General features: G+C 72.7%; 21 protein-coding genes. 12 read left to right on the top strand and 9 right to left on the bottom strand.

Annotated features, from left to right (window positions below):
- Positions 1–129: 129 nt before the first annotated feature.
- Positions 130–1,692, top strand: coding sequence for a pectate lyase family protein (locus tag AC3ET3_RS30265; protein WP_432138154.1), 1,563 nt, complete (start codon positions 130–132; stop codon positions 1,690–1,692).
- Positions 1,693–1,819: 127 nt separating this feature from the next.
- On the opposite strand, the gene AC3ET3_RS30260 is transcribed toward AC3ET3_RS30265, so the two are convergent.
- Positions 1,820–3,079 carry a cytochrome P450 gene (locus tag AC3ET3_RS30260; protein ID WP_432138155.1) on the bottom strand — a complete coding sequence of 420 codons (1,260 nt, stop codon included), beginning with the start codon at positions 3,077–3,079 and terminating at the stop codon, positions 1,820–1,822.
- A gap of 215 nt (positions 3,080–3,294) precedes the next feature.
- On the opposite strand from AC3ET3_RS30260, the gene AC3ET3_RS30255 reads away from it, so the two are divergent.
- Complete coding sequence (locus AC3ET3_RS30255) at positions 3,295–4,278, top strand: expansin EXLX1 family cellulose-binding protein (RefSeq protein WP_432138156.1); 984 nt, start codon at positions 3,295–3,297, stop codon at positions 4,276–4,278.
- Between the two features lie 150 nt (positions 4,279–4,428).
- Here AC3ET3_RS30255 and AC3ET3_RS30250 read toward each other — a convergent pair whose 3' ends face one another.
- Positions 4,429–4,902 carry a MarR family winged helix-turn-helix transcriptional regulator gene (locus AC3ET3_RS30250; RefSeq protein WP_432138157.1) on the bottom strand — a complete coding sequence of 158 codons (474 nt, stop codon included), beginning with the start codon at positions 4,900–4,902 and terminating at the stop codon, positions 4,429–4,431.
- Positions 4,903–5,016: 114 nt separating this feature from the next.
- Between AC3ET3_RS30250 and AC3ET3_RS30245 the strand changes: the two genes are divergently transcribed.
- From AC3ET3_RS30245 to AC3ET3_RS30235, 3 genes are read left to right on the top strand one after another with little or no spacing between them, the layout of a single operon-like run.
- Positions 5,017–5,433 (top strand): phage holin family protein, encoded by a 417-nt coding sequence (locus AC3ET3_RS30245; protein ID WP_432138158.1) that lies wholly within the window; start codon positions 5,017–5,019, stop codon positions 5,431–5,433.
- Positions 5,430–5,972, top strand: a complete 543-nt coding sequence (locus AC3ET3_RS30240) for a DUF3618 domain-containing protein (protein ID WP_432138159.1) — start codon at positions 5,430–5,432, stop codon at positions 5,970–5,972. Before AC3ET3_RS30245 ends, AC3ET3_RS30240 begins: the two co-directional genes overlap by 4 nt.
- Positions 5,969–6,235 carry a DUF4235 domain-containing protein gene (locus AC3ET3_RS30235; protein WP_432138160.1) on the top strand — a complete coding sequence of 89 codons (267 nt, stop codon included), beginning with the start codon at positions 5,969–5,971 and terminating at the stop codon, positions 6,233–6,235. The genes AC3ET3_RS30240 and AC3ET3_RS30235 overlap by 4 nt, the downstream gene beginning before the upstream one ends.
- Positions 6,236–6,404: 169 nt before the next feature.
- Here the strand turns inward: AC3ET3_RS30235 and AC3ET3_RS30230 are convergent, their stop codons facing one another.
- From AC3ET3_RS30230 to AC3ET3_RS30220, 3 genes are all read right to left on the bottom strand, one after another.
- Positions 6,405–7,229, bottom strand: a complete 825-nt coding sequence (locus AC3ET3_RS30230) for an SAM-dependent methyltransferase (RefSeq protein ID WP_432138161.1) — start codon at positions 7,227–7,229, stop codon at positions 6,405–6,407.
- Between the two features lie 260 nt (positions 7,230–7,489).
- Positions 7,490–7,972: a hypothetical protein gene (locus tag AC3ET3_RS30225; RefSeq protein ID WP_435613245.1), complete on the bottom strand. Its 483-nt coding sequence runs from the start codon at positions 7,970–7,972 to the stop codon at positions 7,490–7,492.
- Entirely contained in the window at positions 7,969–8,427 is a 459-nt protein-coding gene (locus AC3ET3_RS30220) for an ATP-binding protein (RefSeq protein ID WP_432138163.1), read from the bottom strand. Before AC3ET3_RS30220 ends, AC3ET3_RS30225 begins: the two co-directional genes overlap by 4 nt.
- A 125-nt stretch (positions 8,428–8,552) precedes the next feature.
- Between AC3ET3_RS30220 and AC3ET3_RS30215 the strand changes: the two genes are divergently transcribed.
- Positions 8,553–8,783 (top strand): DUF397 domain-containing protein, encoded by a 231-nt coding sequence (locus AC3ET3_RS30215; protein ID WP_432138164.1) that lies wholly within the window; start codon positions 8,553–8,555, stop codon positions 8,781–8,783.
- A 101-nt stretch (positions 8,784–8,884) separates the two neighbouring features.
- A complete protein-coding gene (locus AC3ET3_RS30210; RefSeq protein ID WP_432138165.1) occupies positions 8,885–9,805 on the top strand; it encodes a helix-turn-helix domain-containing protein in 921 nt (306 codons plus the stop codon).
- Between the two features lie 46 nt (positions 9,806–9,851).
- Here the strand turns inward: AC3ET3_RS30210 and AC3ET3_RS30205 are convergent, their stop codons facing one another.
- A complete protein-coding gene (locus tag AC3ET3_RS30205) occupies positions 9,852–10,670 on the bottom strand; it encodes an SAM-dependent methyltransferase (protein WP_432138166.1) in 819 nt (272 codons plus the stop codon).
- A gap of 263 nt (positions 10,671–10,933) precedes the next feature.
- Between AC3ET3_RS30205 and AC3ET3_RS30200 the strand changes: the two genes are divergently transcribed.
- From AC3ET3_RS30200 to AC3ET3_RS30190, 3 genes are all read left to right on the top strand, one after another.
- A complete protein-coding gene (locus tag AC3ET3_RS30200; protein ID WP_432155270.1) occupies positions 10,934–11,611 on the top strand; it encodes a helix-turn-helix transcriptional regulator in 678 nt (225 codons plus the stop codon).
- Positions 11,608–12,573, top strand: a complete 966-nt coding sequence (locus AC3ET3_RS30195) for a pyridoxal-phosphate dependent enzyme (RefSeq protein ID WP_435613244.1) — start codon at positions 11,608–11,610, stop codon at positions 12,571–12,573. Before AC3ET3_RS30200 ends, AC3ET3_RS30195 begins: the two co-directional genes overlap by 4 nt.
- Positions 12,574–12,668: 95 nt before the next feature.
- Complete coding sequence (locus AC3ET3_RS30190) at positions 12,669–13,034, top strand: cupin domain-containing protein (protein WP_432138169.1); 366 nt, start codon at positions 12,669–12,671, stop codon at positions 13,032–13,034.
- Positions 13,035–13,208: 174 nt separating this feature from the next.
- Here AC3ET3_RS30190 and AC3ET3_RS30185 read toward each other — a convergent pair whose 3' ends face one another.
- From AC3ET3_RS30185 to AC3ET3_RS30175, 3 genes are all read right to left on the bottom strand, one after another.
- Positions 13,209–14,597 carry a VWA domain-containing protein gene (locus AC3ET3_RS30185; RefSeq protein ID WP_435613243.1) on the bottom strand — a complete coding sequence of 463 codons (1,389 nt, stop codon included), beginning with the start codon at positions 14,595–14,597 and terminating at the stop codon, positions 13,209–13,211.
- Complete coding sequence (locus tag AC3ET3_RS30180; RefSeq protein ID WP_432138171.1) at positions 14,594–15,451, bottom strand: AAA family ATPase; 858 nt, start codon at positions 15,449–15,451, stop codon at positions 14,594–14,596. The genes AC3ET3_RS30185 and AC3ET3_RS30180 overlap by 4 nt, the downstream gene beginning before the upstream one ends.
- A gap of 117 nt (positions 15,452–15,568) precedes the next feature.
- Entirely contained in the window at positions 15,569–16,414 is an 846-nt protein-coding gene (locus AC3ET3_RS30175; RefSeq protein WP_435613242.1) for an NAD(P)H-binding protein, read from the bottom strand.
- Between the two features lie 104 nt (positions 16,415–16,518).
- Between AC3ET3_RS30175 and AC3ET3_RS30170 the strand changes: the two genes are divergently transcribed.
- Together AC3ET3_RS30170 and AC3ET3_RS30165 are read left to right on the top strand one after the other, a co-directional pair.
- Entirely contained in the window at positions 16,519–16,929 is a 411-nt protein-coding gene (locus AC3ET3_RS30170) for a winged helix-turn-helix transcriptional regulator (protein WP_432138173.1), read from the top strand.
- Between the two features lie 31 nt (positions 16,930–16,960).
- Complete coding sequence (locus AC3ET3_RS30165) at positions 16,961–17,380, top strand: CBS domain-containing protein (RefSeq protein WP_432138174.1); 420 nt, start codon at positions 16,961–16,963, stop codon at positions 17,378–17,380.
- Positions 17,381–17,412 lie beyond the last annotated feature (32 nt).

Genomic DNA, 17,412 nt, shown 5'->3' with positions numbered 1-17,412 from the left:
GGACGGCACCCGCAACCGGCCCGACCGCCAGCCGCTCACGACAGGTCGGCACCCTCGATGCCTTGCTGTCATGCCCATGGCATGAGAGGCGCACCACCCGAGATTCCGGGACGAATTGGGGAGACGAGGATGAGACGACGACCAGTCACCATGCGCCTCTGTGCGGCGCTGGCCACCATGGCCCTGGCCGGCGCGACCGGCGTGGCGCTGTCCATGTCGGAGGCTTCCGCCGCGACCGGTGGCGTCACCGGATACGCGACGCAGAACGGCGGGACCACCGGCGGTGCCGGCGGCACCACTGTGCGGGCGACCACCGGCACCGCGATCCACGCGGCCCTGTGCAACCGGGCCAGCAGCAGCACCCCGATCACCATCCAGGTCGAGGGCACCATCAACCATGCCAACACCAGCAAGGTCTCGGGCGACAGCTGCGACACCGCCGACGACAAGATCGAGCTGAAGAGGGTCAGCAACGTCACTCTCGTCGGGGTCGGCAGCGGTGCCGTCTTCGACCAACTGGGCATCCACATCCGGGAGTCCAGCAACATCGTCATCCAGAACGTGACGGTGCGGAACGTCAAGAAGTCCGGCTCGCCCACCTCCAACGGCGGTGACGCCATCGGCCTGGAGAGCGACGTCCACAACGTCTGGGTCGACCACACCACCCTGGAGGCGTCGGGCGGGGAGTCGGAGGGCTACGACGGCCTCTTCGACATGAAGGACGACACGCGGTACGTGACCCTGTCCTACAGCATCCTGCGCAACTCCGGCCGCGGCGGCCTCGTCGGCTCCAGTGAGACGGAGCTGTCCAACAACTACATCACGTACCACCACAACCTCTACGAGAACATCGACTCCCGGGCACCCCTGCTGCGCGGCGCCACGGCCCACATGTACAACAACCACTACGTCCACCTGAACAAGTCCGGCATCAACTCCCGGGCCGGCGCCCACGCCAAGGTGGACAGCAACTACTTCGAGGACTCCAAGGACGTCCTCGGCACCTTCTACACCGACGCGACCGGCTACTGGCAGGTCAGCGGCAACATCTTCGACAACGTCACCTGGTCCGAGCCCGGCGCCGAGAACCACCCGGCGGGCCCCGACGTGCGCTCCACCACCACGGTGAGCGTCCCCTACTCGTACAGTCTCGACGCGGCCGACTGCGTGCCGAGCGTGGTGAGCGCGACAGCCGGCGCCGGCAAGGGACTGCGGGTCTCGGACGGCAACTGCACCCCGCAGACGCCGACGCCCACCCCGACCGGCTCGACGCCCACTCCGACGCCCACCCCCACCGATCCCGGCCCCGAGCCCAGCCAACCGACCGGCACCAACCTCAGCATCGGCGCCGGCTCCGACGGCTCCAGCAAGGCCGACGGGACGAGCTACGGCAACGTACGCGACGGTGACATGGGCACGTACTGGTCACCGGACGGCTCCACGGGTGCCATCTCGATCAAGTGGGGCTCCGCCACCGGCGTCTCCAAGATCAACATCCGGGAGGCGGCGGGCGCCGTGGGCCGCATCGGCTCGTGGCGGGTCGTCAACCACGACACCGGTGCCACCCTCACCTCCGGCAGCGGGGCCGGTGTCATCACCTTCCCCCGCACGTCCCTGAAGAAGATCACCTTTGAGATCACCGGCTCGTCCGGCACCCCCCGGGTCGCCGAGTTCGAGACCTACGCCGGATAGCCGGCCGGCGCGCACCACGGAGCCGGGGGCCGTCGGCGACCGACGGTCTCCGGCTGCCTTCGGCAGGCCGACGTTCTCCGGTCGCCCCGGCAGACCGACCGTCCCCGGCCGCCCCGGCGGGCCCCCGTCAGGCAGGCTCCACGGGCACCCGCAGCGGCGCGCGGAAGGACAACAGTCCCAGCACCGGCGCGTCGGCGGCATCCGGGGTCTGCCGCACGGCGGGCAACGCCCGGGCCGCCGCCCGGAGCGCCACGGCCGCCTCCGTGCGCGCCAGCGACGCGCCGGGGCAGCGGTGTCGGCCGGCACCGAAGGCCAGGTGCTGCCGGATCTCGGCCCGGTGCGGGCACATGCGGTCCGCCGCCGGGAAGACCTCCGGGTCCGAGCCACTGCCCATCAGCATCAGCAGCAGCTGCGCACCTCCCGGCAGCTGTGTCCCGCCCAGCTCGACGGGCCGGGCGGTGACCCGGCGCCAGGTGGTCACCGGCGGCTCGCGCCGCAGCACCTCCTCCACCCACGCCCGGGCCAGTCCGTCCTCCCGCCCGGCCCGGGACCACACGCCCGGCTCGGCGAGGGCCCGGCGCAGCACGGTGGCGATGAGCTGCCCGGTGGTGGACTGCCCGGCGATGAACACGAAGAAGCAGGCGCCGACCGCGGTCGCCACGTCCACCGGCTCGCCGTCGGGCAGCCGGTGCTCGGCCAGGGCACCGACGAACGAGCCGGGGGAGTGCGTCCGGTCGGTCACGACCTGCGTCAGCCACTGGTGGAACTCGCCCACCAGCTCCGCCAGTTCGAGCTGGCGCTGGGGTGAGGGCCGGCCCCAGAACAGTTCGAGGGAGGCATCGCTCCACCGGATCAGCGTGGCGGGGGAGACACCGTCGATGCCGAGCAGTTCCATCAGCACCCGGCAGGGCAGCACCTGGGCGAAGGACGGGAACAGGTCGACGCCGCCCGAGACGTGGAGGCGTTCCCGCGCCGCGGCGAGCAGTTCGCCGGCGATCCGCTCGATCACCGGCACGGCGTCCGCGACGCGCCGCGCGTTGAAGAACCTGGTGACGACCCGGCGCAGCCCCGCATGGCTCGCGGTGCCGTTGTTGGCCAGCGCCGGCGGCAGCTTGAAGCCCGACCGGGCGAGCACCCGCAGCACCCCGACCGGCAGGGGCGTCACCGCGTGCTGGGCGTTGTCGGGGCGGAAGACGTCCGGGTCCAGCAGCACCCGGCGGATGTCCCGGTGCCGGCTGACCAGCCAGAGCCCGGTGCCGGGGTCGTGGTGCACCGGAGCCTGCGCGCGCAGTGTGTCCAGCCAGGGATAGGGGTCGCTCACGAAGCCGTCGCCGAACAGGTCGAGCGGCCCGAGTGCGGGGGTTGCGTGCAGAACCGGGGAGGTCACGGCCCGGACGCTAACACGTGCGCCCCATGCGTCCCGAAGCGTGTGCGCGGCATCACGCGCAGGCGTGACGGCGCTCGGTGACGGTGGTCGTGCACCGCCGCGCCGGGTGCACGGCAACCTTTCCGGGTTTCGCGGCCACTGACGAGTCGAAGGCTCCTCGTGGCGGGAGCCCCGTATCCGCACCATGTCCGGCCGAACCGCGTAAGGACTCACCTGTGGCGTCCCGTTCCCACCGCCGTGCCCCCCGCCGGCGGCACCCCCTCCTCATATCCGCCGTCGCCGTGGCGGCCGTCGCGGCCGTCGTCTCCCTCGTCCTGGTACTTCGCCCCGGCGACGGGGACGGTTCCGGGCCAGGCCCGGCCACGGCTGCCGCCGCGCCGCGCGCGCTCGTCCCAGCCCAGACCTCCGGCACGGCGACGCCGACGGCGACGGGCACCAGGCCCGAGCCCCTCCCGTCCTCCCCCTCGGCGTCCGCGTCCCCGTCGCCCACGGCGAGCCCGACCACCACCCCTACGGCGGACACCTCGTCCGCGCGCTCCGAGGCCGCGGACGGCGGGCGGCCCGCCCCCGCCACCGCCCCGCAGGCCGGACGGATCCGCCCCGGCACCACCTACCGGGGCGTCGCCACCCACTACGACGCCGGTGACGGCAACGGGGCATGCTCCTTCGGCCCCAGCGACGACCTCATGATCGCCGCCATGAACACCACCGACTACGCCTCCGCCCAGGCGTGCGGGGCGCATGTGCTGGTGCGCGCGGCGAACGGCGCCACCGTCACCGTGCTGATCACCAACGAGTGCCCGCTGCCCTGCGCGCCCGGCCAACTGGACCTCAGCCGACAGGCGTTCGCGAAGCTCGCCGATCCCGTCACCGGCCGGATCGCGGTCACCTGGAGTCTGCTGAGCCCGAGCACCTCCGAGCCGCTCTCGATCCGCTACAAGACCGGCTCCAGCCGGTACTGGTGCGGCATCCAGGCGCTCGGCCACCGTAATCCGCTGGCCCGGCTGGAGGTGCGCGCCGGCGCCGGCTGGCGGGCCCTGCCACGCACCGGGTACAACTACTTCCTCTCCGAGCAGGGTGCGGGCTGCGGCGGCTCCCTCCGGCTCACCGACATCTACGGGGAGCGGCTGGTGATCGACGGTATGGCGCTGCGGCCGGACGTCGTCCAGCGCACCGGCGTGCAGTTCGCCCGGCACTGACCCGGGCCGCCGTACGCCGGCGCCCGTCGGCCGGGGGCGTTCGCGCGGGCACCGGCGGCGGGGACCGCGGCGGCGCCATGGGACCGACGTTCGGGACGTAGCCCTTGCCGGGCGTGCCGGCCCGACGTGTCCGCGGAACCGGCGCGCCTGTCAGGGGGCGTCGAGGCGCAGCTGCTCGGTGAGGGTGCGCAGCGCGCCCAGAGCGGCGCCGAGGGCGTCCAGCTCACGGTCGGGCAGAGCGCGCAGGACGTGCCCGAGGTGGGTGCCCGCCAGCTGTCCGGCCTCGTCGAGCCGTCGCCGTGCGGCGGAGGTGAGGTGCAGGTGCGCGATCCGCTTGTCGGCGGGGTCCCCCCGTCGTTCCAGCAGTCCCTGTCCGGTGAGCTGGGTGACCAGCGCGCTGACGTTGTTCGGCTTCATCAGCAGGGCGTCGGCGGCCTGGCGCACGGTCACCCCGGCCTGTGCCTCGACGTGCCGCAACAGCGCCAGCTGGGCCTCGGGCAGCTTCGCGGCCGGGCAGTCCCGGCCGACCCGACGGTCCAGGGCGCGGTGCAGCGCGGGCAGCCATGCCACGAGGCCGGCGGCCACCTCGTCGACGTCCGGTCCGGGTGCGCTGGGTCGGGACATGTCCGCCAAGGTAAGTATCCGCGGATACCTATGTCAAGGTACCTGTCTCTGGTGAGAGTCATCGCCTGCCGGGTACTCGGCCGACCAGCCCTGCTCCGGAGAGGAAGAATCGACATGACCGTCACGCAACCGCGGCACAGCGTTCCAGCCGACGCCTCGGTGGGCGAGCTGGTGCAGCAGGCCTCCCGGCAGATGACCGAACTGGTCCGGGCCGAGATGCGGCTGGCGCAGACCGAGATGACGCAGAAGAGCAAGCGCTTCGGGCTGGGCGGCGGCATGTTCGGTGGCGCCGGCCTGGTCGCTTTCCTGGCACTCCAGGCGCTGGTGGCCGCCGCGATCGCCGCCCTGTCCCTGCCGCTTCCGGTGTGGGCCGCGGGGCTGATCACGGCCGGCGGTCTGCTCCTGATCGCCGCCGTGCTGGCCGTCGTGGGCAGGTCGCAGGTCCGCCGGGCCAACCCGCCCACGCCCGAACAGACCATCGACACCGTCAAGGCTGACCTTGCGGAGATCAAGGAAAGGGCACATCGATGAGCAGCGAGGGGACGCCTGCCCGTAAGCCCAGCGCCGAGGAACTGCGCGATCAGATCGAGCGGACCCGCGAGGACCTCGGCAGGACCGTGGAAGAACTCGCCGCCCGGGCCGATGTCAAGGCCCGCGCCCAGGAGAAGGCCGGTGCCGCCAAGGCGCGTGCCGGTGATGCCGCCGACCGCATCGCCGCGCGCGCCCGTGCCCGCGCCGCCCGGGTTCGCGGGAAGGTGCCCGCAGCCGTCCAGCACGGGACCGACCGGGTACGCCGGAAGGTGCCGGAGTCCGTCCACCACACGGCCGACCGGATGCGGCAGAAGCTGCCGGAAGCGGTCCACCACCCGGCCGAGCGCGCCCGGGACTCCGCCGCCGGTTCCGGCTCCGGCCACGTCGAGCGGGGTACGACGCCCGGGCCGGTGCGCGCCCGGGGCGGGCACCGGGCACGGTCGGCCATGCGGCGCCGTCGTACCGCCCTGCTCGCGGGGACGGCCGCGGGCGGTGCCGTCGTCCTGGCAGTCCGCCATCACAAGGGGAACCACCGATGAGAGCGAGCAAGATCGCCTACAAGCCCGTCGGGCTGGCCGCGGGGGCCGCCAGCGGGGCGATGGCCGGTGCGGCCTTCAAACAGACCTGGAAGGTACTGGGGCACGACGAGGACGCCCCGGACGCGACCGACGAGGAACGCACCTGGCGGGAGGTCCTGCTGGCGGCCACCGTCCAGGGTGCGATCTTCGCCGTGACCAAGGCGGCCGTGGACGGCGCCGGCGCCGCCGCCACCCGGCGGCTGACGGGCACCTGGCCCGGCTGACGGGTAGCAGGACCGCGGGCCGGCGAGCCCTGCCCGATGGTTCCGGGTAGCCGGCCCGGCCGACGAGCCCGTGACCAGGGGAAGCCGAGTAGCTGCTCGTCGGCCTGACGCGACGGACCGAGACGGGCGTGACCCGCCGCGCCCGGCAGCGCGGCGGGTCACGTCCCGGTCACGCCTTGCGGCCCACGGCGCCGTACGCGTCGACGGTGAGGCCGGGATTGGCCGAATCCGCGGGGTCCGGGCGCCACGCGGTCACCTGGACCACGCCCGGCTCCACCAGCTCCAGCCCCTCGAAGAACCCGGCGATCTCCTCGACACCGCGCACGTAGTACGGCACCGCGCCGCTCGCGTTGTAGGCGTCCGAGGCGGCGATGATGCCCTCGCTGGTGGCGGTGCCGTCGCTGATGACCAGGTAACTGCCTGACGGCAGACCCGCCAGCAGGCGTCCGACCAGGTCCCGTGCCTGCTCGTACTCGGCGACGTGGCCGAGGGTGTTGAGGATCATCAGGGCGACCGGCTGGGAGAGGTCCAGCGTCCCGGCGGCGGCCTTCAGGATGCCCTCGGGATCGTAGAGGTTCTGGTCGAGGTAGGCGGTCCGGCCCTCGCGGGTGCTGGTGAGCAAGGCGTGGGCGTGCGCCAGCACCACCGGGTCGTTGTCGACGTAGACGATCCGGGCGTCCGGGGCGACGCGTTGGGCGACCTCATGGGTGTTGTCGGCGGTCGGCAGGCCGGTGCCGATGTCCAGGAACTGGCGGATGCCCGCCTCGCCTGCCAGATGGCGTACGACCCGCCCGAGGAAGTCCCGGCTGGTCACCGCGACGTCGACCAGACCGGGGAAGATCTCCTTGATCTGGTCGCCGATCTCCCGGTCGACCTCGTAGTTGTCCTTGCCGCCGACGAAGTAGTTCCAGAACCTCGCGGAGTGAGGCTTGGACGTGTCGATCCGGGCACGTCCTCCCGGAACGGCGGCGTCCGGAGCGGTGGAGTCCGTCACGGCAAGACCTCCCATGAGTTCTGATGATCAACGCGGGACCACCCTAGGTGAACTCCGGCAGTTGCCAAGGGAGTTGAGGTGACCGACGCCTGTGCACCGGGTGGATCTGGCCAACGCCGCGGACCGGCACTCCAAGAAGGCGGGGCCCCGGAACGCCAGGCGCAGGGGAGCCCGGAACCACGGGGCCATGAACCGCGGGGCCATGAACCACAGGGCCATGAACCGCGAGGTCGGGGATCGCGAGGTCGGGCGCCTCGGCGTCAGCCGCCGATGGTCGCCGCGAGTTCCGCTCGCGCGCGGGCGATGTCGGGGTCCGGTTCGGCGGGCAGCCGGTCGAGCACGCCGCGCTGGGCGCGCACCGCCCGGCGGGCCGCCCGCTCCCACTCGACGTAGTTGTCGCGGTGGCGCAGCAGCTTGGGATAGCTCGCAGCGGTCGTCTCCCACTGGCGGGCGTCGGCGATGTCCTTGAGCAGACGCAGTATCCGCGCCCGGCAGGGAACCTGTGGCAGCTGGACCAGCTCCCACAGGAAGGGCACCGTCGCGGCGGTCGCCTGGTCCACCACGAAGCCGTACTGGCAGATGCGCGCCCGCAGCTGGTCGAGCGCGCCGGTGGCGGCGGCCTCGTCGCCCCGGGCCACGTCGGCCAGCAGGTACGGGATCCCGGCGGCCGAGCCGGTGGAGTCCTTGATCTCGGGCCAGGGCACCAGTGCGAGCCCGGCGAGGGCCCCCGGTCGGCCGCTCATGCCGGCCGGGGCCGGGTCGGCAGCATGGCCCAGACGGTCTTGCCCAGCGGGGAGCGCCGGGTCCAGCCCCAGTGCTCCGACAGCGCCTCGACGATGTGCAGCCCCCGCCCGTGCTCCAGCAGCGACTCCTCCGGGTACGGGTACACGGGCGGCGTGTCGCTCTGGTCGGTGACCGCGCACACCAGGTGGGAGCTGCGCAGGCTGAGCCGCAGCCGCACGTCGGCGACGCCCGGCGTGACGTCAGGCAGGGCGTGCAGCACGGCGTTGGCGGCCAGCTCCGTGACCACGGTGACCGCGTCCTCGGCGCACCGGCCGAGCTCCCAGCGGTCCAGGGTGCGGTGGGTGAAGTCACGAGCTTCGGCGAACCCCTCGCGGGTGCCCGTGATGTGCAGCGTGGCTGTTCTCGGCGAGTCCTCTGCGGACTCCTGGCTCCGGAACTGCGCAGGTGATGACACGGCATCTCCCTGAGGCGACGTCAGGACGGGGCGCCGAAAGGCGGTTGACGGCACCGCTATTATCCACGGAGTCGATGGCCTCGTGCAATTTCACGAGAAATTGCGCCACGAGTGAGGAGAGTGCGATGCCGTCAGTGCGCAACGGAGTGCCGGCGAGTTCCCTGGGGGTTCGCTGGACGAAGAGCAGTCACAGCAACGCCGAGGGCAACTGCGTCGAGATCGCCCTGCTGACCGGGGGAGACGTCGCGCTGCGCAACTCGCGCGACCCCGAGGGCCCGGCCCTGGTCTACACCCCGGCCGAACTGGCCGCGTTCCTGGCCGGTGCGAAGGGCGGGGAGTTCGACCACCTGGTGTGAGTCCGTAGTTGACTCGCAGTCAGGCAACGTCCGGTGCGGTGCTTTCGGCGGACCGGTGCCACAATGAGGTGTCGCCGTCAGCCGGTTCATGGGGAGTCAGGATGTCCGCCGAGTCACCTCGCGTCACCCGCCTCGAACCTTATCTGGACCGTGCGGAGCCCGCCCCGACGCTGTTGAAGATGCTGGTCGGCGTGCAGTTGGCGGGCATCCGCGAGGATGCCGGCCTGGCTCAGGACCAGGCGGCGCGTGCCCTCGGGTTCAGCCCGGCCAAACTCTCGCGCATCGAGGCCGGAAAAGGCCGCAAGCCCCCGGTCGAGGCCGATGTGCGGGCGCTGCTGGATCTGTACGGCACCGACGAGTACGAGGCGTCGGTGCTCCTGCGGTTGCTGCGCAGGGCCGGCGAGCCCGGCTGGTGGCAGCGGTACGACAAGCGGCTGATGCCCGAGTGGTTCGACCGGCTGGTCGGACTGCAGGAGGCGGCGACCGCGATCCGCACCTACGAGACCCAGTACGTGCCGGGCCTGTTGCAGACGCCCGCCTACACCCGTGCGGTCGTCAAGCGCGGGCTGCCCAGCGCGCCCGCGCGCGAGGTGGAGCGGCGGGTGGAACTGCGCACGCGCCGCAGCCGGCTGCTGGAGCGCGAGGACGCACCGCAACTGTGGGCGGTCGTCGACGAGTCCGTGCTGCTGCGGGTCCTCGGCGGACCGGAGGTGATGCGGGAGCAGCTCGACCATCTGCTGGCGAAGGCGCGCAGCGCGCAAGTGACCGTGCAGGTCGTGCCGCTGGACGTCACCCACGCCTCGGCGCCGGGCTTCCCGCTCACCTATCTGCGCTTCGGCGGCTCCGATCTGCCCGACGTGGTGTATCTGGAACAGATCAGGAGCGCCACGTTCCTGGAGGACCGGGACGAGACGGAGGAGTACCGGGTCACCCTGGACCGGCTGGCCGACGAGGCGCTCGACCCCCGTGAGTCGCTGGCGCTCATCGAGGAGACCCGGGACCGGCGCTACCCGCTCCCGTGACCGGGGGCCGGCTACCTGCGCCGGCCCACACGCCGACCGGGGCCGGCTACCTGAGCCGGCCCACACCGCCGAACTCGATCCATTCCTGTGTGGCCTGACGGGGCGCCACCTCCGTGTCCGGGCGCCAGGTGGACACCTCCACCAGCCCCGGCTCCAGGACGTCCATGCCGGTGAACCACTCGGCGACGTCCTTCTCCTCGCGCACCCGGCCCCAGTGGCCCTGGGTCGCCTTGTCCATGAAGTCCGTGACGAACTCCCGCACCTTCGGGTCGTCGCTGACCAGCTGGCACATCAGCAGGTAGCTGCCCGGTGCGAGGCGCTCGGTGACCCGGCGGATCACGGCCCGGGGGCCGTCGGTGTCGCTGTCCGGGATGCAGTGGAAGACCGAGTTGAACAGCACCGCCACCGGCTGGTCGAAGTCGATCAGCCGACGGGTCTCCTCGTGCTCGAAGACGGCCTCGGTGTCCCGCAGGTCGGCGTGGATCACAGTGGTCCGCTCGTCCTGCTCCAGCAGGGCACGGCCGTGCACGAGCACCATCGGGTCGTTGTCGACGTAGACGACGTGGGCGCTCGGGTCGATCCGCTGTGCCACCTGGTGGACGTTGTCCTGGGTGGGCAGGCCGGAGCCGTGGTCGAGGAACTGCCGGATGCCGTACTCCTGGGTGAGCGTGCGCACCACCCGCTGCAGGAAGCGCCGGTTGTTCAGCGCCAGGGCGCGGGTGCTGGGGACGACCTTGTCCAGCTCCTCGCAGGCGGCCCGGTCGGCCGCGTAGTTGTCCTTGCCGCCCAAGTAGTGGTCGTACATGCGCGCGGCCGTGGGGACCGTGGCATCGATCGACGTGGACAGCTGTTCGCCAGGTTGCATCTGTTTCCCCCAGATCCGCACCGCGCCGTGGACCGGCGCGACCGACAATACATCGTAGGCAAGCGGCAATTGGTCGTATCAGCTCTTGATCCACCCGTCCCTGCGCGACGGCGTCCGGAACGGCACGCGCGGAGGAGACTTCCCTCGGTCGCCAGTTCGGTCGCCCCTTGCCGTGCACGCCTGCTGGACGTACAGTCCGATCATCAGACAGAAAGTCCAGTGGGTGTGAACGGGCAGCCCCGTGGGTCGGAAAGGGGGAGCGCATGGCGCGGGAAGCCGAGCGTGACGCGATCCTCGCCGCTGTACGGCCGGTCGTCGAAGGGATCGCCGCGACGTTCGGACCACTGTGCGAAGTCGTGCTCCACGACTACCGGCGGCCGGAGGCGTCCGTCGTCGCCGTCGCCGGATCGGTGACCGGGCGCGCGGTCGGCGGTGCGATGAGCGAGATCGGGATGCGGGTCCTCGCCCGCGGCGACACGGCCGCCGACGAGCTCAACTACCTCACCCGCACCCCCCGCGGAGACCTGGTCAAGGCATCGACCATGGTGTTGCGCGACTCCTCCGGCACCGTCTTCGGAGCCCTGTGCGTCAATGTCGACGTCACCGCCCTGGACCGGGCCCGCTCCCTCCTCGGCTCGCTGGCCGGCGCCGCCGACCGGGCCGCCGACGCGCCCGAGACGACCTTCGGCGACGACATCGACTCGGTCGTCGACGCCCTGCTCGACCGGCACCTCTCGCCGCACGACCGGGCCTGGACCGCCCTGGACCGCGCAGAGCGGATCGCCCTGTTCCGCGGTCTCGACACGCACGGCGTCTTCGCCGTGCGCCGCTCGGTGGAACAGGTCGCCGCCCGCCTCGGCATCTCCCGCGCCTCCGCCTACCACTATCTCGCCCAGGCCAGAGCGGCCGCCGCCGACGACACCGAGGGAGCCCTCCCGTGACCACCCCGCCGATCACTCTCGCCGACATCCGCGACGCGGCCGGGCGGCTCGAAGGCGTCGCCCACCGCACACCCGTACTGCGCTCACGCACCCTCGACGCACGGGCCGGCGCCGAGCTCTTCCTCAAGTGCGAGAACTTCCAGCGGGCGGGCGCCTTCAAGTTCCGCGGCGCCTACAACGCGGCCTCCCGCCTCACCCCCGGGCAACTCGCCCGGGGCATCGCCGCCTACTCCTCCGGCAACCACGCCCAGGCTGTCGCGCTGGCCGCCCGGGAACTCGGCAGCACCGCCGTGATCGTCATGCCCGAGGACGCCCCGCCCGCCAAGCGCGCGGCGACCGCAGGCTACGGCGCCGAGATCGTCACCTACGACCGCTACACCGAGGACCGCGTCGCCATCGGCGAGGCCCTCGCCGCCGAACGCGGCCTCGCCCTGATCCCGCCGTACGAACACCCGCACGTCATGGCCGGGCAGGGCACCTGCGCCCTCGAACTCCTCGACGAGGCCGGTGAGCTGGACGCGCTGGTGGTACCCGTCGGCGGCGGCGGACTGATCGCCGGCAGCGCCACCGCCGCGAAGGGCCTGCGGCCGGACACCCGGATCATCGGGGTCGAGCCCGAGGCCGGCGACGACACCAAGCGGTCCCTGGAGGCCGGCCGGCGCGTCGCCGTCGACGTCCCGCGCACCATCGCCGACGGCCAGGCCCTTGCCACCCCCGGCGAGCTGACCTTCTCGGTCAACCGGCGGCTCGTCGACGCCGTCGTGCTGGTGAGCGACGACGAGATCCGGGACGCCATGCGGTTCGCCTTCGAGCGGCTGAAGATCGTCCTGGAGCCGAGCGGCGCCACGCCGCTCGCCGCCGTCCTCACCGGGCGGGCCGGTCCGCTTCCGCCCCGGACCGGGCTGATCCTGTCCGGCGGGAACGTCGACGCCGAACGCTTCGCCGACCTGCGCGGACGCTGACCGCCCCGCCGAATGGCGGCCCCGGGTGGACGGACGCACGATGAGGGGGTAAGAGGCACCCTCGGTGCGCGGCACCGGCCGGAAGGAGGAGCGTCATGCTGGAAGTGAAGACGCTCGACAAGCCCGACGAGCGGCGGGACTTCCCCCGCGGCCATCTGGAGGCCGTCCACCTCACCGGTCTGGACTTCGCCGTGGCGACCTTCGAACCGGGCTGGCGCTGGTCGGAGTCGGTCGGACCGATCGCCGGCACGGCCAGTTGCCAGGTCCACCACAACGGCTACATGGTCCAGGGCCGGATGCGCATCCGCATGGACGACGGCGCGGAGAGCGAGGTCGGCCCCGGTGACGTCTTCGTGTGCCCGCCCGGGCACGACGCCTGGGTCGTGGGCGACGAGCAGGTCGTCGTGCACGACTTCGCGGGGACCATGGCGAAGGAGTACGCGAAGGCCACGGACGGCTGAACGGGCGGTGCGCGCTCACACGGTGACGACGAGCTTCCCCCGCGCGTGATCGGTCTCCAGATGCCGCAGCGCCCGGGGCGGCCTCGCTCTCCACGGAGCGTAGGCGAGCGGCCCGGCCGACGGTAACGGTGTCGGGGAGGTTCCCCAGGGTTCGGCTCCCCGCAGTGCCCGGCGTCAGACCGGCAGCAGACGGCTCACGATCTCGCCGAGCCGGCGGGCGTTGCGGCACTCGTGCATGGCGACGACTTCCGCGTACTCCGGCGCGACGGAGTCGCCGGTGCCCCACTGGGCGCGGGGCTCCGGGTTGAGCCAGTGGACCCGGCGGGCCCGCCGGGCGATCTCCCGCACAGCCGGCAGGTTCGGGTCGGCGTGGTTGGTGCGGGCGTCGCCGAGGACGAACACCGTCGTACGGGAGGTCAGCGCCGTGATGTGGCGCTCGGCGAACTCGCCGAACGCCATGCCGTAGTCGCTGCTGCCATGCCAGGAGGCGACGGCCGCCTCGGCGTGGATCCGGCCGCTGAGGCCCGCCGGGTCCGCCGTGCCGCGCCGCAGCAGGCCGGTCACCTCGTCGACCCGGTTGACGAAGGCGAACACGCGGACCTTGGCGAACTGGTCGTGCAGCGCCTGCACCAGCAGCATCGTGAAGTCGGAGAAGCCCGAGACCGAGCCCGAGACGTCGCACAGCAGCACCAGCTCGGGCCGCGCGGGCCTGCGCCTGCGCAGCACCGGCCGGACCGGCACTCCGCCGGTCGACAGCGAACCGCGCAGGGTGCGGCGCAGATCGATGCTGCCGCGGGCGGCCCGGCGCCGGCGTGCGGTCAGCCGGGTGGCCAGCTTGCGCGCCAACGGCTGCACGGTCCGGCGCAGTTCGGCCAGCCGGTCGCGGCCCGCGTAGAGGAAGTCGACCCGGTCGGCGGTCGGCGCGACGGCTCGCCGGGCGATCTCCTCCCGGCCCCGCCGCTCGGCGACCCGGCGCCGCGCCTCGGCCGCCACCAGCGTTCGGAAGGCCTCGACGCGCCGCCGGATCTCGTCCTCCAGCACCCGGTCCGCGAACCCCGGAGCACCGCCGTGGGCACGGACGTCGTCGCGCACCCGCGCCAGCAACGTCTGCGGGCGCAGCCGCTCCAGGGTCTGGTGGGACGACCAGCCGTCCCCGCCCGGCGAACCGCCGTAGCCGCCGAAACCGTCGACCGCCTCGACGGCCAGCCGGCGCAGCAGCGCGGTGTCGTCCGCGGCGAGGGCCGCGGCGAGGCGGTCACGCAGGTCGTCCCGGCCGGCCGACTGCCCGGCCGGCCCGCCGACCGCGGTCGGGAAGTACAGGTCGAAGACCGCGTCGAACAACTGCCGCCCGCCGAGCGTGTGCAGCAGCGTGGCGGCCAGCCCCTCGCGCAGCAGCGTGCGGTCGTCGAACCCCAGCTCGGCCGCCGCTCGCGCCGCGTCGACGGTCTCGGCGGTGCCGATCCGCAGGCCGTGGGCGCGCAGCGCGGCGACGAAGCCGGTCAGCCGCGCCGTGGTGTCCCCCGACGGGCCCGGATCCCGCGCGTGGTCCGCCGCGTCGGTCACAGCGCGTCCAGATCCAGCTTGGCGGCGGCCTTGAGGACGTCCTCCTGGTGCTTGAGGAGGACGCCCAGGCTGTCCCGGACGACACCCTCGTCGAGGGTGTCGGCGCCCAGCGCCAGCAGGGTGCGCGCCCAGTCGACGGTCTCGGCGACCGAGGGCAGCTTCCTCAGGTCCATCGCCCGAAGCGCGCCGACCACCCGCACCACGGACGCGGCCAGCGCGGCGTCGATGCCGGGCACCTTCAACCGGACGATCCTGCGCTCCAGTTCCTCGTCCGGGAAGCCGATGTGCAGGAAGAGGCAGCGGCGGCGCAGGGCCTCCGACAGCTCACGGCCGGCGTTGGACGTGAGCACCACGAAGGGACGGCGGGCAGCGGTGACGGTGCCCAGTTCGGGCACGGTGACCTGGAAATCGCTGAGGATCTCCAGCAGCAGGCCCTCCATCTCGACGTCCGCCTTGTCGGTCTCGTCGATCAGCAGCACCTTGGGATCGTCCCCGCGGATGGCCGTCAGGAGCGGGCGGGGCAGCAGGAACTCCTCGGTGAAGATGTCCGTGCGGGTCTCGTCCCAGCTCTGGTCCCGCCCCGCGCTGATCCGCAGCAACTGCTTGGCGTGGTTCCACTCGTACAGCGCGCGGGACTCGTCGACCCCCTCGTAACACTGCAGCCGGATCAGCCGGGCGCCCGCCACCTGGGCGACCGCCTTGGCGAGTTCGGTCTTCCCGACGCCGGCCGGGCCCTCCACCAGCAGCGGCTTGCCCAGCCGGTCGGCGAGGAACACGGTCGTGGCGACCCCGGGGGAAGCCAGATAACCGGTCGCGGCGAGGCGTGCGCGGACGTCGTCGACGGACGTGAACAACGGGGCCTCCCGAGGGTGAGGGCACGACGGCGACCGGCCGCCCGGCAGGGCGACCGGGTCACTATCTAAGCGCTTGTTCAGCTCTTCTGTCACGCCCCTGCGCCGGGCGCGGGGCCGTCAGCGGAACGCGGCCGCGTTCCGCCGCGCCCACTGCGCGAAGTCCCGGGGCGCCCGGCCCAGGACCCGTTCGACGTCGGGGCTGATCCGCCGCTCCCGCGGTGTCGGATCGCCCAGGATGTCGAGGGTGGTGTCGGCCACCGGCTCGGGCAGGAAGGCGAGCATCTGCTCCCGCGCCTCCTTGCGGGTCTGCTCGACGAACCGGACCGGCTCGCCGATCGCGTCGGCCAGGGCCCGGACCCGCTGCCTCGGAGTGGTCGCCGCCGGGCCGGTCAGTTCGTAGATCCGGCCGGTGTGGCCGTCCTCGCGCAGCGCCGCGGCGCCCACCTCGGCGATGTCCGCCGGGTCGACGGTGGGCAGGCCCACGTCCCCGAAGGGCGCCGAGACCGTACGGTGCGCGCGCACCGGCTCCGCCCAGGCGAAGGCGTTGGAGTGGAAGCCCCCCGGCCGCAGGAGCGTCCAGTCCAGGCCCGAGTCCCGCACCGTGTCCTCGATGCCCCGGGCCAGCCGGCCGTGCGACGCCGACTCCGGGCGGGTCACCACGCCCTGCGACGACAGCAGCACCACCCGCTCGACCCCGCCGGCCTTCGCCGCGTCGAGGATGTCCCGCGGGCTGATGAGAGGGGCGCTCGCCCCGCCGTTCTGCAGGAACAGGGCCCGGGCGCCGTCGAGCGCCGGTCGCAGGCTCCCGGCGTCCGTCAGGTCGGCCCGTACGGCCCGAACCCCCTTCGGCACGTCCCGCTCCGAGACGCCCCGCGAGGTGGCGATCACCCGCTCACCCGCCGCCGAGAGGACCCGCACCAGCTCACGGCCGACGTTCCCCGTCGCCCCCGTCACCACGATCATGAGTAACTCCCCGCAAAGAATCGGTGTGTTCGTCGAGGACGCTAACAGCGTCGGTATAGTAGGTACCTAGAGGAAAGTGACTTTCCAGAGGGGATGCGCAGCCCATGCCGACCGCCCGAGCGAAGCCCGCCGCACCCGCCGCCGACCCCCAACTGGCCTGCCCCGTCTCGCCCGTGGTGGACATCGTCTTCAGCCGCTGGACCACCCCCGTGCTGTGGACGCTCCACACGCACGGCCGGCAGCGCTTCGTCGAACTGCAGCGGCGGATCCCCGCCATCACGCCCAAAGTGCTCACCCAGCGCCTTCGGCAGCTGGAGCGGGACGGCCTGGTGGTGCGCACCTACCACCCGGAGGTCCCGCCCCGCGTCGAGTACGAGATCAGCGCACTCGGCCTCAGCCTCGCCCCGCTCTTCGCCCACCTCGCCACCTGGGCCGAGGAGAACCTGCCCAAGGTGGAGCGGGCCCGCCACGAGTACGACGGGGACACCGGGTACCCGGCCGCCGAACGGCGGTGACGGCCACCGCCGGACGGCAAGGAGGCACGCAGTGACCCAGCACGTACGGGACATCATGACCGCGACGCCGGTGACCGTGGAACCGCAGACCTCGGTGACCGACGTGGCCCGTCTGATGCGGGACGAGAACATCGGCGCCGTCCTGGTCACCGACCAGGACGAGCTGCGCGGCGTGGTCAGCGACCGCGACCTCGTGGTGCGCGCCCTCGCCGAGGGCTGGGACCCCGACGACACGACCGTGGTCCGCACCTGCAGCGACGACCTCGTCACCATCACCCCCGACCAGGACGTCGACCAGGCCGTTGGCCTGATGCGCGAGCACGCCGTGCGCCGGATCCCGGTCGTCGAGGACGGACGGCCGGTCGGCATCGTCTCCCTCGGCGACCTGGCCATGGAACGCGACCCGGAATCCGCCCTCGGGGACATCAGCGTCGCCCGGCCCAACCGGTGACCGGGGACAGACCCGCGGCGGGACACACCGCC

The sequence above is a fragment of the Streptomyces sp. bgisy159 genome (genome assembly GCF_057707805.1).
The sequence above is the reverse complement of the archived record's forward strand: the minus strand, read 5'-3'. Positions and strand labels throughout refer to the sequence as shown.

Excerpts from the sequence above, each read along its gene's own strand:
- AC3ET3_RS30265 (WP_432138154.1), top strand. The coding sequence starts at position 130 with ATGAGACGACGACCAGTCACCATGCGCCTCTGTGCGGCGCTGGCCACC.
- AC3ET3_RS30250 (WP_432138157.1), bottom strand. The coding sequence starts at position 4,902 with ATGTCCCGACCCAGCGCACCCGGACCGGACGTCGACGAGGTGGCCGCC.
- AC3ET3_RS30245 (WP_432138158.1), top strand. The coding sequence starts at position 5,017 with ATGACCGTCACGCAACCGCGGCACAGCGTTCCAGCCGACGCCTCGGTG.
- AC3ET3_RS30240 (WP_432138159.1), top strand. The coding sequence starts at position 5,430 with ATGAGCAGCGAGGGGACGCCTGCCCGTAAGCCCAGCGCCGAGGAACTG.
- AC3ET3_RS30235 (WP_432138160.1), top strand. The coding sequence starts at position 5,969 with ATGAGAGCGAGCAAGATCGCCTACAAGCCCGTCGGGCTGGCCGCGGGG.
- AC3ET3_RS30225 (WP_435613245.1), bottom strand. The coding sequence starts at position 7,972 with ATGAGCGGCCGACCGGGGGCCCTCGCCGGGCTCGCACTGGTGCCCTGG.
- AC3ET3_RS30215 (WP_432138164.1), top strand. The coding sequence starts at position 8,553 with ATGCCGTCAGTGCGCAACGGAGTGCCGGCGAGTTCCCTGGGGGTTCGC.
- AC3ET3_RS30210 (WP_432138165.1), top strand. The coding sequence starts at position 8,885 with ATGTCCGCCGAGTCACCTCGCGTCACCCGCCTCGAACCTTATCTGGAC.
- AC3ET3_RS30205 (WP_432138166.1), bottom strand. The coding sequence starts at position 10,670 with ATGCAACCTGGCGAACAGCTGTCCACGTCGATCGATGCCACGGTCCCC.
- AC3ET3_RS30200 (WP_432155270.1), top strand. The coding sequence starts at position 10,934 with ATGGCGCGGGAAGCCGAGCGTGACGCGATCCTCGCCGCTGTACGGCCG.
- AC3ET3_RS30190 (WP_432138169.1), top strand. The coding sequence starts at position 12,669 with ATGCTGGAAGTGAAGACGCTCGACAAGCCCGACGAGCGGCGGGACTTC.
- AC3ET3_RS30175 (WP_435613242.1), bottom strand. The coding sequence starts at position 16,414 with ATGATCGTGGTGACGGGGGCGACGGGGAACGTCGGCCGTGAGCTGGTG.
- AC3ET3_RS30170 (WP_432138173.1), top strand. The coding sequence starts at position 16,519 with ATGCCGACCGCCCGAGCGAAGCCCGCCGCACCCGCCGCCGACCCCCAA.